13 protein-coding genes and 2 pseudogenes are annotated in these 15969 nt (G+C 46.6%); 13 read left to right on the forward strand and 2 right to left on the reverse strand.

Going from position 1 to position 15969, the window contains the following annotated elements; genetic code table 11:
• Positions 1-181: 181 nt before the first annotated feature.
• From ACLTOQ_RS10905 to ACLTOQ_RS10915, 3 genes are all read left to right on the forward strand, one after another.
• A complete protein-coding gene (locus tag ACLTOQ_RS10905) occupies positions 182-829 on the forward strand; it encodes a non-canonical purine NTP pyrophosphatase (protein WP_337425577.1) in 648 nt (215 codons plus the stop codon).
• 87 nt (positions 830-916) lie between these two features.
• A complete protein-coding gene (locus ACLTOQ_RS10910; protein ID WP_412319395.1) occupies positions 917-2149 on the forward strand; it encodes an alanyl-tRNA editing protein in 1233 nt (410 codons plus the stop codon).
• Positions 2139-2945 carry a Cof-type HAD-IIB family hydrolase gene (locus ACLTOQ_RS10915; RefSeq protein ID WP_021915568.1) on the forward strand — a complete coding sequence of 269 codons (807 nt, stop codon included), beginning with the start codon at positions 2139-2141 and terminating at the stop codon, positions 2943-2945. The genes ACLTOQ_RS10910 and ACLTOQ_RS10915 overlap by 11 nt, the downstream gene beginning before the upstream one ends.
• A 240-nt stretch (positions 2946-3185) precedes the next feature.
• On the opposite strand, the pseudogene ACLTOQ_RS10920 reads toward ACLTOQ_RS10915, so the two are convergent.
• Positions 3186-3454, reverse strand: a pseudogene (locus ACLTOQ_RS10920) (transposase).
• Between the two features lie 80 nt (positions 3455-3534).
• On the opposite strand from ACLTOQ_RS10920, the gene ACLTOQ_RS10925 reads away from it, so the two are divergent.
• On the forward strand, positions 3535-4674 hold the full coding sequence (locus tag ACLTOQ_RS10925; protein WP_412319021.1) for an RNA-guided endonuclease TnpB family protein: 1140 nt from the start codon (positions 3535-3537) through the stop codon (positions 4672-4674).
• Between the two features lie 170 nt (positions 4675-4844).
• On the opposite strand, the pseudogene ACLTOQ_RS10930 reads toward ACLTOQ_RS10925, so the two are convergent.
• Positions 4845-5444, reverse strand: a pseudogene (locus tag ACLTOQ_RS10930) (carbohydrate ABC transporter permease); the annotation flags it as partial.
• Positions 5445-5491: 47 nt separating this feature from the next.
• On the opposite strand from ACLTOQ_RS10930, the gene ACLTOQ_RS10935 reads away from it, so the two are divergent.
• The 9 genes from ACLTOQ_RS10935 (at position 5492) to ACLTOQ_RS10975 (ending at position 15949) form a co-directional block, all read left to right on the forward strand.
• The gene (locus ACLTOQ_RS10935) at positions 5492-5956 is read left to right on the forward strand and encodes a helix-turn-helix domain-containing protein (RefSeq protein WP_021915634.1); all 465 of its coding nucleotides are present in this window, start codon (positions 5492-5494) and stop codon (positions 5954-5956) included.
• A 217-nt stretch (positions 5957-6173) separates the two neighbouring features.
• Positions 6174-7586: an ABC transporter substrate-binding protein gene (locus ACLTOQ_RS10940; RefSeq protein ID WP_021915635.1), complete on the forward strand. Its 1413-nt coding sequence runs from the start codon at positions 6174-6176 to the stop codon at positions 7584-7586.
• Positions 7587-7786: 200 nt separating this feature from the next.
• On the forward strand, positions 7787-8629 hold the full coding sequence (locus tag ACLTOQ_RS10945) for a carbohydrate ABC transporter permease (RefSeq protein WP_117959897.1): 843 nt from the start codon (positions 7787-7789) through the stop codon (positions 8627-8629).
• On the forward strand, positions 8629-9468 hold the full coding sequence (locus tag ACLTOQ_RS10950) for a carbohydrate ABC transporter permease (protein ID WP_117959898.1): 840 nt from the start codon (positions 8629-8631) through the stop codon (positions 9466-9468). Before ACLTOQ_RS10945 ends, ACLTOQ_RS10950 begins: the two co-directional genes overlap by 1 nt.
• A 224-nt stretch (positions 9469-9692) precedes the next feature.
• Positions 9693-10724, forward strand: coding sequence for a LacI family DNA-binding transcriptional regulator (locus tag ACLTOQ_RS10955; protein ID WP_412271349.1), 1032 nt, complete (start codon positions 9693-9695; stop codon positions 10722-10724).
• Between the two features lie 204 nt (positions 10725-10928).
• Positions 10929-11924: a LacI family DNA-binding transcriptional regulator gene (locus tag ACLTOQ_RS10960; protein WP_337560895.1), complete on the forward strand. Its 996-nt coding sequence runs from the start codon at positions 10929-10931 to the stop codon at positions 11922-11924.
• Between the two features lie 617 nt (positions 11925-12541).
• Entirely contained in the window at positions 12542-14050 is a 1509-nt protein-coding gene (locus ACLTOQ_RS10965) for a carbohydrate ABC transporter substrate-binding protein (RefSeq protein WP_262585217.1), read from the forward strand.
• A gap of 157 nt (positions 14051-14207) precedes the next feature.
• The gene (locus tag ACLTOQ_RS10970) at positions 14208-15104 is read left to right on the forward strand and encodes a carbohydrate ABC transporter permease (RefSeq protein ID WP_117960055.1); all 897 of its coding nucleotides are present in this window, start codon (positions 14208-14210) and stop codon (positions 15102-15104) included.
• Positions 15104-15949 (forward strand): carbohydrate ABC transporter permease, encoded by an 846-nt coding sequence (locus ACLTOQ_RS10975; RefSeq protein ID WP_117959901.1) that lies wholly within the window; start codon positions 15104-15106, stop codon positions 15947-15949. The genes ACLTOQ_RS10970 and ACLTOQ_RS10975 overlap by 1 nt, the downstream gene beginning before the upstream one ends.
• Positions 15950-15969: the final 20 nt, after the last annotated feature.

The following is a 15969-nucleotide window of genomic DNA, read 5'->3' on the forward strand; positions in this document are numbered from 1 at the left end:
GAAATAGCTATAAAAATCAGAAAAGGCAGAAAATTTAAAATGGGTCAAAAATTGGAATGATTGCCGGGCTTTTTTGCAAAACGCTTTTCCTGGTGGCGGCTTTGGAACGGATATGGTAGAATAAACTGAATTGCGCATGCGAGGCAGAATCTTAGATTCTTATCTGCCAAATGGAGACAAAATGCAAAAGAAAGCAATAACGTTGATTTATGGAACAGGGAACGCCGGGAAGCTCGATCTGATGCGCCATTACCTGAGCACGTTGCAGGAGATTCGCCTGCTCGGTTTAAAGGATTTGCCATTTTGCTGGGGAGAGATAGAAGAATGTGGGAAGGACCCGCTGGAGAATGCGCGGCAGAAAGCCCTCGCATATTACCGAATCTGCGGGCAGCCGGTTTTTTCACAGGACAGCGGTCTTTATATAGAAGGACTGCCCAAGGAGCGTCAGCCGGGCGTGCATGTACGGCGGGTAAACGGTGTCAACCTGACGGATGAGCAGATGCGGAAATATTATAAGAAGATTGCCGCAGAGTTTGGCGGGCGGTGCGTCGCACAGTATCAGAACGCGATTTGCCTGGTTTTTTCTGAGAATGAAATTTACGAAGCCAGAGGCGGTGCACTGAACTGGAAAAAATTCTGGTTGATGACAGAGGAGCGGCCACAGCGGATGGAAGGCTTTCCTCTGGATGCGATCTGTGCAGATTACCGGACAGGCAGACACTTTTATGATGGAGAAGCTACAATGCCGGAGGAAGAGGGAGACGGCGTGCGCGATTTTTTCCGGAATGCATTAAAGCAGCACGAAATGAGGAATAAGATTGAAAAATAAACTTTTTCAATCGCGAGATTTGTGTCTGCGCGCACTTGACACAAACTCGACATGCGCAAAAAGCGTGCGCAGAAATGAGCGAGAAAGATGACAGAAAAATTATATGATGTGAATGCGTATCTGACAGAATTTGATGCGGCGGTCGTAAGCTGCCAGGTGTTGAAGGAAGGCACGGAGCGAGACATGAATGGTCAGCTGGCAGTTGGCGAAGCAGCGCGGCCGGATGCGCCACTCTGGGAGGTTGCTCTGGATCGAACAGCCTTTTATCCGGAGGGCGGCGGTCAGCCCTGCGATTTCGGTGTACTCGGCGGCGCCCGGGTGACAGATGTACAGGAAAAGGACGGCATAATTTTCCATTTGTGCAGCGCCCCGCTGGAGGTTGGAAGCTGCGTGCATGGAACCATTGACTGGGACAGAAGGCTGATGCATATGCGGGAGCATTCCGGAGAACATATCATTTCCGGTATCATCTGCCATACCCACGGCTATTCGAATATCGGCTTCCATATGGGAAAGGACTGCGTGACGATCGATTTTTCGGGACCGCTGACGGCAGAACAGATTCAGGAGGCGGAAGACCTGGCGAACCAGAAGGTACTGGAGAATATAGAAATTCTGGCGGAGTATCCGGACAAGGAGACCCTTGCAACACTGGATTACCGCAGTAAAAAAGAGCTGACCGGGGCGATCCGCATCGTTACGATTCCGGGTGCGGATGTGTGCGCCTGCTGTGGAACGCATGTGAAATACACAGGTGAGGTCGGACCTATCAAGGTCATTTCTGCAGAGCATGCAAAGGGTGGAAGCCGTCTGGATATTCTGATCGGGGAAAAAGCGCTGGCAGATTATAAGTGCCGATTCGAAAACACGCAGAAAATCTCGGCATTGCTGTCTGTAAAGCCGGAGCAGACCGCGCAGGCAGCCCAAAAGCTGCTGCAGACGGTGGCTGATCTAAAACAGGAGCTCGGCGCGTTAAAGCTGCGCCTGCTGGAAGAAAAGGTGGATGCCGTAGAGACCGGAAGCAGCGCCTACGTGCTGTTTGAGCAGGGACTGAGCACAGTAGACGTCCGTAAGCTGGCGGATAAGCTGGCACAGAAGGTCTTATTTGCAGCAGTGTTTAATGGCAGCGATACAGATGGTTATCAGTATGTGATCTGCGCATCTGACCGGGATGTTTCGGCGTTTGGCAAGGCGTTCAACAAGGCACTTTGCGGGCGCGGCGGCGGGAAAAATCCAATGATCCAGGGACAGGTAAAAGCAGAGCAGAAAGCAATTTGGGAATACCTGACAAAAGGAGGAGTTTTGCAGGATGGAAAATAAAGACAGAAAGCTGGTATTTTTTGATATTGACGGAACTCTGGTCGATGGACCGACCCATCAGATTCCGCAGAGTGCAGTGGAGGCGATCCGTAAACTTCGCGAAAATGGACACCTGGCATTTATCAATACGGGACGGACGTTGGTGAGCATTGAGCCGAGAATCCGCGAAATCGGATTTGACGGCCTGGTATGTGGCTGCGGAACACATATTTATTATGAAGGAGAAACGTTGTTTAGCCACAGCATTTTGCATGAAAAATGTACGGAAATCGTATATGAGCTGCGCAGACTCGGCATCCCGACATTTTTTGAAGCGGAGGAGCATGTGTATTATGACAGCCGCTGTATGAGTCCGGAGCTTGGCAATTCGGTTTCCAATTTTAAGAGTCTGAACTGCTCTGTGCCGGATATGCCGGAGCGGCCAGAGGACAGTGATGTGGTGTTTGATAAATTTTTCTGCCTGCTTCGTCCGGATGATCCGGTGGATAAGCTGAGAAGTTTTATCGGAGACGAATTTACTGCAGTGCCCCAGGGAGAGCATTATCTGGAAATCGTTCCGACAGGCTGCAGCAAGGCGGAGGGGATCCACATTTTACAGAAAAAACTGGGAATCCCCAAGGACAACTGTTATGCCATTGGGGACTCTGAAAACGATATTCCGATGCTGGAGGCTGTGCCCCACAGCATTGCGATGGGTGTCTGCTCCAAAACGATCCTGCCGTATTGCAGCTACCGGACCACGCCGGTCCTGGAGGACGGAATCGCAAACGCGTTAAAGCACTACGGGCTGATCTGAGCCGTCTGCGCGGGCGCGATTGAACTGCAGGAACTGTTAACGGGTACTGGACGCATGATACAGGATGAGATCCTCCTGTAGATTTTTTATGAAATGATGATAAAACAAAAAAGACGGGAAGAAAATCCTGTCTTTTTTTGTTCTGAGTGCTTATAGGTTTATAAATAAAACCCTTTCGTTTGCCATAGGCTCCTCCCACTACCTTTAGGTGGTGGGAGGAGCCTTGTAAATCTTTAATCGTTAACCCTGATTCTCAATATATTTTTGTATGGTAGTTGACGATACTTCTCCAATGCTGCAAGCAAAATATCCGTCTGACCAAAATATTTTTTTCTTCCAATACTGTTTAGACAGAAACGAACCATATTTGTGCCATAAGTATTAGCAATATCGTTAACATCATCAGCGATAGAATCTTTGAGTAATTGTTTACGATATTTGGTTACTAGAACTATATGTACTTTAAGGCTGTATTTCCGTCTGTTATGACGATTGTATCTATTATCCATAATTCACCTCAAAACATTGATTTTCACTAATTGTTATTATATAATATATTTAGTGAAATATCTACGAAAGGAGTACATCTATGGAACAGATAACTATTACAGCTAAAATTCAAATAGTCGCAACGGAAACGGATAAAGTTTTGCTTGATGAAACTATGTCTGTTTATCGTAATGCCTGCAATTATGTTTCAGACTATGTATTCCGTACTCATGACTTAAAGCAGTTTTCGCTCAATAAGGTTTTGTATTCTACTTTACGAGAAAATTTTAACCTTAAATCGCAAATGGCTCAGTCTGTTTTGAAGACTGTTATCGCCAGATATAAGACCATTCTTGAGAATCAAAACGAATGGATGAAACCCTCGTTCAAAAAGCCTCAGTATGATTTGGTTTGGAACAGAGATTATTCCTTAACACAAAACTGCTTTTCAATCAATACGCTAAACGGTCGTGTGAAGTTATCTTATTTTGCAGACGGAATGTCTAAGTATTTCGACCATACGATTTATAAGTTTGGTACAGCTAAACTTGTAAATAAGCATGGCAAGTATTATCTTCACATACCAGTAACCTACGATGTCGAAGAAAGTAATGTTTCTGACATCTGTAATGTTGTGGGTATAGATAGAGGTATTAACTTTGTTATTGCCACTTATGACAGCAAAAACAAGTCTGGATTTGTTAGTGGTAAGGCTATGAAGCAAAAACGTGCTAATTATTCCAAACTTCGTAAAGAACTCCAAATGCGACAGACCTCATCTTCAAGACGAAGAATAAAAGCTATTGGTGGGCGAGAAAACCGTTGGATGCAGGATATTAACCATCAGGTATCAAAGGCACTCGTCAAAAATAACCCCAAGCACACTCTCTTTGTATTGGAAGATTTATCAGGTATTCGTAATGCTACAGAACGTGTTAAAACAAAAGACCGTTATGTTTCTGTATCATGGTCTTTCTATGACCTTGAACAAAAACTAATCTACAAAGCAAAACAGAATCAGTCTTCTGTTATTAAGGTAGACCCTCGCTATACAAGTCAGTGTTGCCCTTGTTGTGGGCACGTTGAAAAGTCTAACCGCAATAAGAAGATACACCTGTTTACTTGTAAAAACTGTGGTTACAAATCTAATGATGACCGCATTGGAGCTATGAATCTGTATCGTATGGGAATAGACTATCTTGCAGATAGCCAAGTACCTAATACAGTTGTAACAGAGTAAACTCTGCTACAAAGGGTGCTGTCAACCACCCTATGATGTAACGCCACTTTAGATAGCAATATCTATCGGGGATTAAAGGTCGGAGGTGTAAGCCGTTAGTACGACTGGGCAGTTACAAGCCCATGACCTTTAGGTCGTGGGTAGTTGACACAATGAAGTACGATATGGATTTAACCCTTAATGCCGGATGTGGCCACGCTTTCGATAAACTGCTTCTGGAAGATGAAGAAGATTACAACCAGCGGGATAACGGCTAATACGGCGCCTGCCATCTGCATCGGGTACTGTGTCGTGTACTGACCCTGCAGAGTGGACAGTGCAGGACCTAAGATCAGCTTATCCATGGAGTTGTTGACGATCAGAGGCCACATGAAGTCGTTCCATGCGAACTTGAAGGTGAAGATGGTCAGCGCTGCGATACCAGGCTGGATTAACGGAACCATAATACGTCCGAAAATCTGGAACCGGTTACAGCCATCTACGATTGCGGCATCTTCCAGCTCCTGAGGCATGGACATAAAGAACTGCCGCAGCAGGAATGTACCGAAGGCACTGAACAGGTTCGGAAGAAACAGCGCCGGGATGGTGTTCAACAGTCCCATCTTCTGGATTAACTGATACTGGGGAAGCAGGAAAATCTGTCCGGGAACCATCAGGACGGATAACAGCAGTACGAAAATAAAGTTTTTGAACGGGAACTCAATTCTCGCAAAGGCATATCCTGCCATGGAACAGAACACGATCTGTACAACTGTAGTAATGAAAGCGGAAAGGATGGATTTCTGGGAATTTTTATATGTAGATAAAGGAAATATTCTTGTACGCGCAGCAGATGATTTTGCTGAATCTGGAGCTGTTTTTGCTGACGCTGCGCAGGGAGCGGGAAGAAAAGGCAGACGATTCCAAACGGTTTGAGCTGACGGAAGAGACAGCACATCTGAAAAGTTCCCGACTGATTCAGGTCGTCCACTATATGCAGGAGCATGTTCAGGAGCAAATCGATATGAATACACTCTGTGATGTTTTTTATATGAGCCGGTCTACGCTGCAGCATCTTTTCCATAAGGAGTTCGGATGCGGACCAATGGAATATTTCAGCAGAATGAAGATCCGGCGTGCACGGGAAATGATGCGGGAAGAAAATTGCAACATCACAGAAATTGCTGCACGTCTGTCCTATGGATCGGTACAATATTTTTCCAGACAGTTTAAAAAAGAAATGGGAATGTCTCCAATGGAGTATTTGTCGTCGGTGAAGGGAATCACACAGGCACTTCGATGAAAAAATATGCAATTTGTATAGAATATACAAGTTCTTAAAAAACAAACATGCAATCTGAATAAATTGATATTGCCGCATGGTGTACCTCGTGGTAATATACAACCATAGCATCCGGAAACGTTTCCGGAAGCGTTCCCGGGAGCATTACCGGGACAACAACAGACAGGAATTGCGCTGAGAAAAGCGCCTGTCACCAATAAAAAAGAGAGGTAGAGCTATGAAAAAGAAACTGATCAGTGTATTACTGAGTGCGGCAATGGCAACAACGATGCTTGCAGGCTGCGGAAGCACTGCCGCAGATACCGGAGCTGCTCCGGCAGAAACGAAAGCAACTGAGGAAAAGACCGAGGCTGCAGATACCGAGGCAGAGACTGGAACGGAAGAGGCTGCTGCCACAGGCGAAGGCAAGGTTTATTACTTAAACTTCAAACCCGAGCAGGCAGATGACTGGGTAGATCTTGCAGCAGAGTACACCGCTGAAACCGGCGTACCGGTAACTGTTGTAACTGCAGCAAGCGGAACCTATGAATCTACTCTGAAGTCCGAAATGGCAAAGACAGAAGCACCTACCCTGTTTCAGGTAAATGGTCCCGTTGGTCTGGCTTCCTGGAAGGATTATTGCTATGACTTAAAGGACAGCGAGGTTTATAAGAACGTACTGTCAGACGATTATGTGTTAAAGGATGGCGACGCTGTTCAGGGTATTGCATATGTAATTGAAACATATGGTCTGATCTACAACAAGGCACTGTTAAATGACTATTTTGCATTGGATGATGCAGAGATCAAATCCATCGATGAGCTGAACAACTTCGAAGCACTGAAGAAAGTTGCAGATGGCATTCAGGCTCACAAGGATGACCTTGGCGTAGAAGGTGCATTCGCTTCAGCCGGTTTTGATTCCTCCTCTGACTGGAGATTTAAGACACATCTGGCAAACCTGCCTCTGTACTATGAATATAAGGCAGATGGAATTACCTCTTCTCCTGCTATCAAGGGAACCTATCTGGACAACTACAAACAGATCTTCGATCTTTACATCACAGATTCTACCTGTGATCCGGCTCTGCTGTCCGGTAAGACTGGTGAAGATGCTGCCAGCGAATTTGCACTTGGCGAAGCTGTCTTCTATCAGAATGGTACCTGGGCTTACAACGACATCAAGGATAACGAAGTAGCAGATGAAGATCTTGGCATGCTTCCTATCTATATTGGCGCAGAAGGCGAAGAAAATCAGGGCCTGTGCACCGGTTCCGAGAACTACTGGTGTGTAAACAAGAATGCAGATCCTGCTGATATCCAGGCAACTCTGGACTTCATGGAATGGGTTGTAACCAGCGATACCGGTCGTGACGCTCTGGCAAACACCATGGGCTTTGTAACACCTTTCAAGACCTTTGAAGACGGTTATCAGTCTCAGAACCCGCTGGTACTTGCAAATGATGAGTACACCAAAGCTGGTAAGACACCTGTATCATGGAACTTCACCACAATGCCTTCTGAAGAGTGGAAAAACGGCGTCGGCAGCGCACTGCTTGAGTATGCTCAGGGCACCGGCGACTGGGATGCTGTTGTAACCGCATTCGTAGATGGCTGGAAGACAGAGTATGACGCAGCACATGCGGAATAATTCAGCTGCATAAGAGTCCTGCACCAAAAATCGGTATGCAGGTAAACAAAGAGGATCATAATCAGAGGGCGGGCTATGTGCCCGCCCTTTCCCTTTCACGCACGGGATTTTTGCATTCCGTGCAGTGAGTACAGATTTTTTGAAACAATGCCGCCTGTGCGGATGCAGAGAACACGAAAGCGGCAGAATGAGAGGAAATTATGGAGAAAGCAATCAGACGGTATTGGCCGATTTTTGTTCTGCCCACATTTCTTGCATTTATCCTTGGATTTATTGCGCCTTTTGCGATGGGCGTATATTTGTCCTTCTGCAAGTTCACGACGGTAACAGATGCAAAGTTTATCGGTTTTTCAAACTATCTTAAAATTTTTACAGATGCTTCATTTGTACACGCCCTGTGGTATACAGCGATTTTCACAGTTGTGACGGTTGTGCTGATCAATGTGCTTGCATTTGCGGTAGCGCTGCTTTTGACAAAGGGATTTCGGGGGACAAATATCTTCCGGACAGTATTTTTTATGCCGAACCTGATCGGTGGTATCATCCTGGGTTATATCTGGCAGCTTCTGTTAAATGGTGTACTGCTGTACATGAACCGGACACTGACCTATTCCTCCGTCTATGGCTTCTGGGGACTGGTTATTCTGATGTGCTGGCAGCAGATCGGCTATATGATGATCATTTACATTGCCGGAATTCAGAATATCCCCGGGGATCTGATCGAGGCTGCAAAGATTGACGGTGCGACCTCCGGACAGATTTTGAAAAACGTGACAATTCCGATGGTAATGCCCTCCATTACGATCTGTACATTCCTGACCCTGACCAATTCGTTTAAGCTGTTCGACCAGAACCTGGCGCTGACAAACGGCGAGCCCTCCAACATGTCCGAGCTGCTGGCGCTGAATATTTTCCGTACATTTTATGGACGTACCGGCTGGGAGGGCGTCGGTCAGGCGAAAGCGGTCGTATTCTTCCTGCTGGTAGCAGCGATCGCATTGACGCAGAACTGGCTGACACGTAGAAAGGAGGTACAGCAGTAATGAATGTGAGAAAAGCAAAGCATGGCTGGATCTTTACGCTGGTCTTTACCCTGATTTCCATTGCCTATGTATTTCCGATCGCGCTGGTTGTGATTAACTCTTTTAAAAAGAAGGCTTATATCAGTAAGAAACCCTTTGCCATTCCGACGGACAAGATGTTTGTCGGCATCGAAAACTATATCAAGGGAATCCAGAGAACCGGCTTTATTGACGCGTTCTTTACCTCTCTCTTTATTACGGTGCTGTCTGTTGGCGTGATCATCCTGTGTACCTCCATGTGTGCGTGGTATATCAGCCGTGTAAAGAATCGTTTTACAACTGCGCTGTATTTTCTGTGTCTGTTTTCGATGATCGTTCCGTTCCAGATGGTAATGTTTACCCTGTCCAAGCTTGCGGATATGCTGAAATTAAATAATCCGCTTGGTATCGTCATTGTATATCTGGGATTTGGCGCAGGGCTTTCCGTCTTTATGTTCTGTGGTTTTGTAAAGAGCATCCCGTTGGAAATTGAAGAGGCTGCGATGATCGATGGTTGTACGCCGCTGCAGACCTTTTTCGGAATTGTTATGCCGATTATGAAGCCAACCTGTATTACGGTTGCAATCCTGCAGACGATGTGGATCTGGAACGACTATCTGCTTCCGTATCTTGTACTGGATATGACGAAGTATAAAACAGTTCCCATCGCAGTTCAGTATCTGAAGGGCGGATATGGCTCTGTCGACATGGGTGCGATGATGGGCGTCCTGGTGCTTGCCATCATTCCGATCATTGTATTTTATCTGGCATGCCAGAAGTACATCATCGAGGGTGTTGTAGCTGGTGCTGTAAAAGGATGAGCTGCGTACCGGAATAAAAATACATATTTAGAAAAAAGAATAAAGCCGTTCGGCTACTGCAAACAGCCGGGCGGCTTTTTATAATTTTGTGATAATTTTGTGATTGTTTTGACTTTACGGGGGTTTTCCTATAAAATGTCGGAGGAAACGCGAAACTTTGACAATTGCGGTCGAAACAATAAGTATGGTAGGGCAGAGAAGCAATGGAGCAGGAAAACAGAGAGTTGGAAGAGATCACAATTAAAGATATTGCACGGATGTGCGGCGTTGGAGTAAGCACGGTATCCCGGGCGATCAATAACCATCCGGATATCAATCCTGAAACGAAGCAGAAGGTAATGGATATCATTCAGAAGTATGGGTATATTCCGAATAACAGTGCGCGGTATCTGAAGCGGACGGACGGAAAGTGTATCGCTGTGCTTGTGAAGGGATTAACAAACCCGTTTTTTGCCGGAGCGATCAAGGTCATGGAGGATGAGATCAAAAAGAAAAAGTATTCCATGGTGATCCGGCACGTTGAATCGGATGAGGATGAGGTTGATGTGGCGTTGGAGCTGGTAAAGGAAAAACGTCTGGCAGGTCTGATCTTTCTTGGGGGACATTTTGTCCATTCAGAAGAAAAGCTGAGTAAGCTGCGGATACCGTTTATTCTCTCAACAGTCGGAGAAGGACCGGACGGAATCCAGCACGATAATTACTCCACCTTGTCTGTTGACGATGAAAAAGAAGGATATCGGATGACAGATTACCTGATTCGACTGGGACACCGCAAAATCGCGGTGCTCGCTGCGGGAAAAGAAGATGTCAGCATCGGTCGGATGCGTCTGATGGGATATTTGCGGGCACTTCGGGAACAGGGAATCGAGCCGGATGAGGGACTGATCTGCTATATGAATCCGAAGCTTCCGTCCTACAGTATGGAAAACGGTTATGTTCTGACCCGACAGCTGCTGGATGAAGGAAAAGAGTTTACGGCAGTGTTTGCTTTTTCAGATACGATGGCAGTGGGAGCCTGTCGGGCGATCGCAGAGGCGGGGAAACGGATCCCACAGGATTATTCTGTTGCGGGCTTTGACGGAATTGAGCTGTGCAGCTATTACAATCCGACCCTGACGACGATCCGTCAGCCGATCCAGGAAATTGCAGAAGAATCTGTCCATCATCTGTTTGATCTGCTGGATGGCAAAAGCAGCCATCAGCATAAGATTTTTCCGGGAGAATTGCTGGAACAGGAATCGACGCGGGCGCTGTAAAGGAATCTGTACTCTGGGAATATATTACAGTTCACTCGTACCCTTCTTAACTCAGATTTTCGTGCAAGCACGGAATCTGAACTCAGAAGGGTACGAGTGAACTGTAACGGGAATATGTTACCGGTTGATATTTTACGAAATAATATTTATAATACTAGTGGGAGAGGAATATTCCTGATTTGAAATGGAGTGTAGAGACAGAAAATGGCAACCTTAAAGGATATCGCCCAGAGGGCGGGTGTAACGGCAACAACAGTATCTCGTGTTATAAACAACAGGGGATATATCAGTGAAGGGACGCGGAAAAAGGTATATGCAGCAATGGAAGAAATGCACTATCAGCCAAATGAGCTGGCACGTGCATTCTCCAAACAGTATACCAATACGATCGGACTGATCGTGCCGCATATTTCGCATCCCTTTTTTATAAAGGTGATCAGTAATTTAGAATCCTCAGCAGCGGAAAAGGGCTTTAAACTGCTTTTGTGTAATTCAAAGGAGCAGCCGGAAAAGGAACAGGATTATCTGGATATGTGCATATCAAACCGTGTGGCGGGCATTGTGCTGTGCAGCAAATATGTTCAGACACGGGAATTTCGCAAAATGAACATCCCAGTCGTGAATCTGGAGCGGGGAGGGGACGATGATACGATTTCCGTACAGTGTGACAACTATCAGGGCGGCAAGCTGGCAGCAGAGCATCTGATTGAATGCGGCTGTAAGAATCTTTTGCATTTCGGCGGCGTCGCCGGTAAGGACATGCCTGCGGACCGGCGTGCGGATGGATTTTCCGATGTCTGTAAAAAGGCAGGAATTCCGTACCGCATATTGGTGAGCGACAGACTGCAGTACGGCTCCATGCATTATGAAGACTTTATCCGCAGGGCACTGCAGGAGTTCCCGGACGTGGATGGAATTTTTGCCAGCAGTGATCTGATCGCTTCTCAGGTGATCCAGGTTGGTGCACAGATGGGCAAGCGGGTGCCGGAGGATATCCAGCTGATCGGCTTCGATGACGTGATGATATCGACGGTAACAACACCACAGATCACGACGATCCATCAGCCTGTGGAAGAAATGACAGAATTGTGCGTGGAATATATTGCGAAGAGTCTGAAGAATGAGTCTGTCCCCCAGAAGATTGTACTGCCGGTACGGCTGGTGCAGCGCGGGACTACGGTTTTGAAGACAGAAATATAGAAGAAACTGGTATAAAAAAGAATCCTGCGAAGCAGGATTCTCCGCCTGCGGCGGGTCGCGCAAGCGACATTCTTCCATTCCGCTGCAGTGCGATCCGCGCGGAGCGCTTTTATTTCATAGGACGCATTTTCCTATGAAATGAGAAAACGCCGGAGCATAAAAAGCTCCGGCGTTTTAACGTTCCGGGGCCTTTGGTTTTGATACCTGCGGATTATTCCGTGCTGCGACTCCCACAATCCTGCCCGATAGTCGCATATCGTATGTCATCGGTAACACAATATGTATTTCGGAAACACATTTGATATACTACATAATGAGAAAAATAGCATAAATAGTATAAAATTGGAACTTCTGCGTAGCTGACAATAGAAAATGGTTTCGTGAAACTGTACAAATATTGCATTTTAAATTTGTAAAAAGGGACAAAAGTATAAAAGATGCACATGTTATCGGTTGACATACATATAGGACGGTGATATGATGACCTCATCAGGAAACAAGAGCTCCGTACATTAGGCAAGAGCTCTAAAAGGATTCCAGGATGCAGCGGGTTTGCAGGACAACTTCTACAAACCACAGCTTCTCAGAATCCATAAAGAAACAAGGAGGATTATGAAATGAAAGGTAAAAAATGGTTATCCCTCGCACTGGCAGGTATGCTGGCAGTGAGCGCACTGGCAGGCTGCGGAAGCTCCTCTTCCAGCACAGGCAGCGCAGACACAGCTTCCACCTCTACAGGTTCCGCTGATTACGACCTGTACATCTTTAACAACAAGGGTGAGAACGCAGACGCTATGGCAGCTGCAGCAGAGGCCTTCGGCAAGGAAAAGGGTGTTAAGGTTAAGGCATTCTCCCTGGGTTCCGGCGTTAACAGTGATGACACACTTCGTACCGAAATGAACTCCAAGAACAAGCCGGCGATCTTCTCCTGCATGAACGCCGAAACTCTGGTTGAATGGACAGAGGGCGGATTTGCAATGGATCTTTCCAAGGCAACCAATGAAGAGTTCAAACAGCTGGTAGCTGATATCCCGGAGAGCTTCAACCTGACAGATGGCACTGCAAATTATGGTATTCCTTATAACGTAGAAGGCTATGGCTACATCGTAGATAAAGAGATGCTGGCAGCTCTGTTTGGTGAAGATCAGGTAGACGCTTTCCTTGAAGCATTCAAGACAGCAACCTATGACGAGTTTGAGCAGATGGTTCTGACTCTGCAGAGCTACATCAAAGAAGGCACAGCAGGAAGCGTTACCTTAAGCGGTCAGGAATTCGCACTGGCAGCAGAGAAGACCGGCAAGGCAGCTACTCTGGAAGGTGTATTCTCTGTAGCAGGCTCCGAAAAATGGACCTATGGTGACCACTTCGTTAACATTGCAGTAGACGCGATCTTCCCGGATTCCAAGGCAGCCGGCGAAGCTACTCTGGAACAGCTGCAGGCTGGCAAGGGTGCATTCGAAGCTTATGCAAAGGCTCTGGATTTAAAGACCGCCAATGCAACAACCCCCAGAGGACCGGAACTGATCAATGCAACTACCAATGGCTATGATCCTTCTGTTGCAACCTTCGCAAACAGCAAGGCAATCTTCTTAAAGCAGGGCAACTGGGCATACGAGAACATCAAGAAAGCAAATGCTGACATCGTTGATACCCTGACCTTCCTGCCCATTAAGATGCCCTTCACACAGGATGACATCAAGGTAGAAGGCCTGACAGTTGAGCATATGCTTGAGTCCATTCCGGTATTCGTACCGAACTACTACTGCATCAACGACAAGGTTTCTGATGAAGAAAAAGAACTGGCAGAAGAGTTCCTTGTATGGCTGAACACCACTGAAGCAGGTCAGAAGTTCGTTGTGGAAGAAATGTCCTTCATCCCTTACAACGCTGATCCTGCAACAACCTCCGCTGGCTACAGCCTGGGCGATTCCATTATCTCCTACATGGCTGCGGATAAGACTCTGACCAACGCATACGCAGGCGCTCCTAAGGGCTGGGCTACCGATAACTTTGGTCTGCAGATGATGGAGAACTATGTAAATACTGCAGAATGGCCTGAAACCGCTTACAGCGATATCGCAGATTATGCCATCAGCAGCTGGGCTGAAATGGCTGGTCTGGAATAATCTCGACCGAGCCATATAAAAAGTGACAGAACGAAACAGAATTTTGTAAAACAGGATTTTCCGGCTGCCGCAAACATGCGACATGGGCTGCGGCAGCCTCCTCTTTCCGGCAAAGCCGGAAAACGACAGGGGAAAAGAAAAGACAAGGAGAGACGTAATGGACAGATATTATAAAAAAAGATTTGTACCGTTAGCGCTTCCGGCCCTGATTTTGTTTGTTATGGTAATTGTGATCCCGTTCATCATGGGTGTCATTTATTCCTTTACAGCCTGGAGAGGTACCTACTTTGCAGGCGGTGATCATTTCTGGGAAGCGTTTGTTGGCTTCGACAACTATGTTAAGGCATTTAAAACCAAAAAATTCCTTGATGCGTTTGTATATACCATTAAGGTAACGCTTGTGGCAGTTGTAGCGATCAACGTGGTATCCCTTGCAATGGCGCTTCTGGCAACCAGCCTGAACAAAGGCGCTGCGGCATACCGCACGATCTACTTTCTGCCTAACCTGTTAGGTGGCCTGGCACTGGGCTATATCTGGCAGTTCATTTTTGAAATCGTTTTTTCCAAGATTCTGTTCGGAGAAGACGGAATCATTTCCATTCCCGCGCTGTGCAACATGACGCAGGACAACACCAAGGCGCTGTTTGCCCTGGTAATGCTGATCACATGGCAGATGGCCGGTTATATGATGATCATCTATACCACCGGTTTGAATAATATTCCGAAGGATCTGTCGGAAGCGGCGGCGATTGACGGAGCAGGTACCTGGCAGAGATTTAAGAGCATCACGGTTCCGATGCTGATGCCATCCTTTACTATCGTATTTTTCCTGACACTGTCCAAATGCTTCATGCTGTTGGATCAGAACGTAGCGTTGACAGACGGTAACTTCAGTACCAGAATGCTGGCGATGCAGATCCTGTATACAACCCGTGACGGTTCTCCCCCGGACTACGGTCTTGCACAGGCACAGGCTGTTATCTTCTTTGTGCTGATCGCAGCTGTAACCCTGGTTCAGGTTTCCATTACATCTAAGAAGGAGGTGGAGCTGTAATGAGCATGCAGGGACGTCATAAAACAGGTCAGGCCTTGATGCACGCGATTTTGGCCCTCGTTGCGATTTATACACTGGCTCCGCTGGTTTTCCTGATCTTCAATTCCTTCAAATCCAACAATGAGATCGTGGATTCACCGGTCAGCGCGCCTTCTTCCTGGAGCTTTCAGTATATTATCAGTGCGGCGCAGCAGATCCATTTCTTCCGCGCCATCTGGATCACCTTTGTGATCACCTTCATTTCTGTGCTGCTTCTGGTTATGGTTTCTTCTCTGGCAGCATGGGTAATGGTAAGAAGCAAGAGCATCCTGGGTACTGTACTTTATCTTGGATTTACCGCAGCAATGCTGATCCCCTTCCAGTCTCTGATGTATCCTTTGCTGGATCTCTTTGAGAAAATAGGACTCAAGAACATCCCCGGACTGATCTTCATGTACGGCGGTTTTGGACTGAGTATGTCAGTATTTCTGTATCATGGCTTTATCAAGAGCGTTCCCCAGTCTCTGGAGGAAGCGGCGATCATTGACGGAGCCAACATTTTTCAGATGTTCTTTAAAGTAGTATTCCCGCTGTTAAAGGGAACTACAGTTACTGTTATCGTATTAAACGGTATGTGGATCTGGAACGACTATCTGCTTCCTTTCCTGGTAATCGGTAACAGCAACGGAGTGAAAACCCTGACGCTGGAGTTATACTTCGCCAAGCTGACATCAGGTCAGTACGGTAACCCGTGGGAGCTGATCTTCCCGGCTGTGCTGGTAACGATCATCCCGATTGTCATTCTTTATATTTTCCTGCAGAAGTATATCGTGGCAGGTGTGGCAGAAGGTGCCGTTAAGATGTAAACAGACTGGCAGTGTCGGAT

The organism is Gallintestinimicrobium sp. (assembly GCF_046968865.1).
Lineage (GTDB): Bacteria > Bacillota > Clostridia > Lachnospirales > Lachnospiraceae > Gallintestinimicrobium > Gallintestinimicrobium propionicum.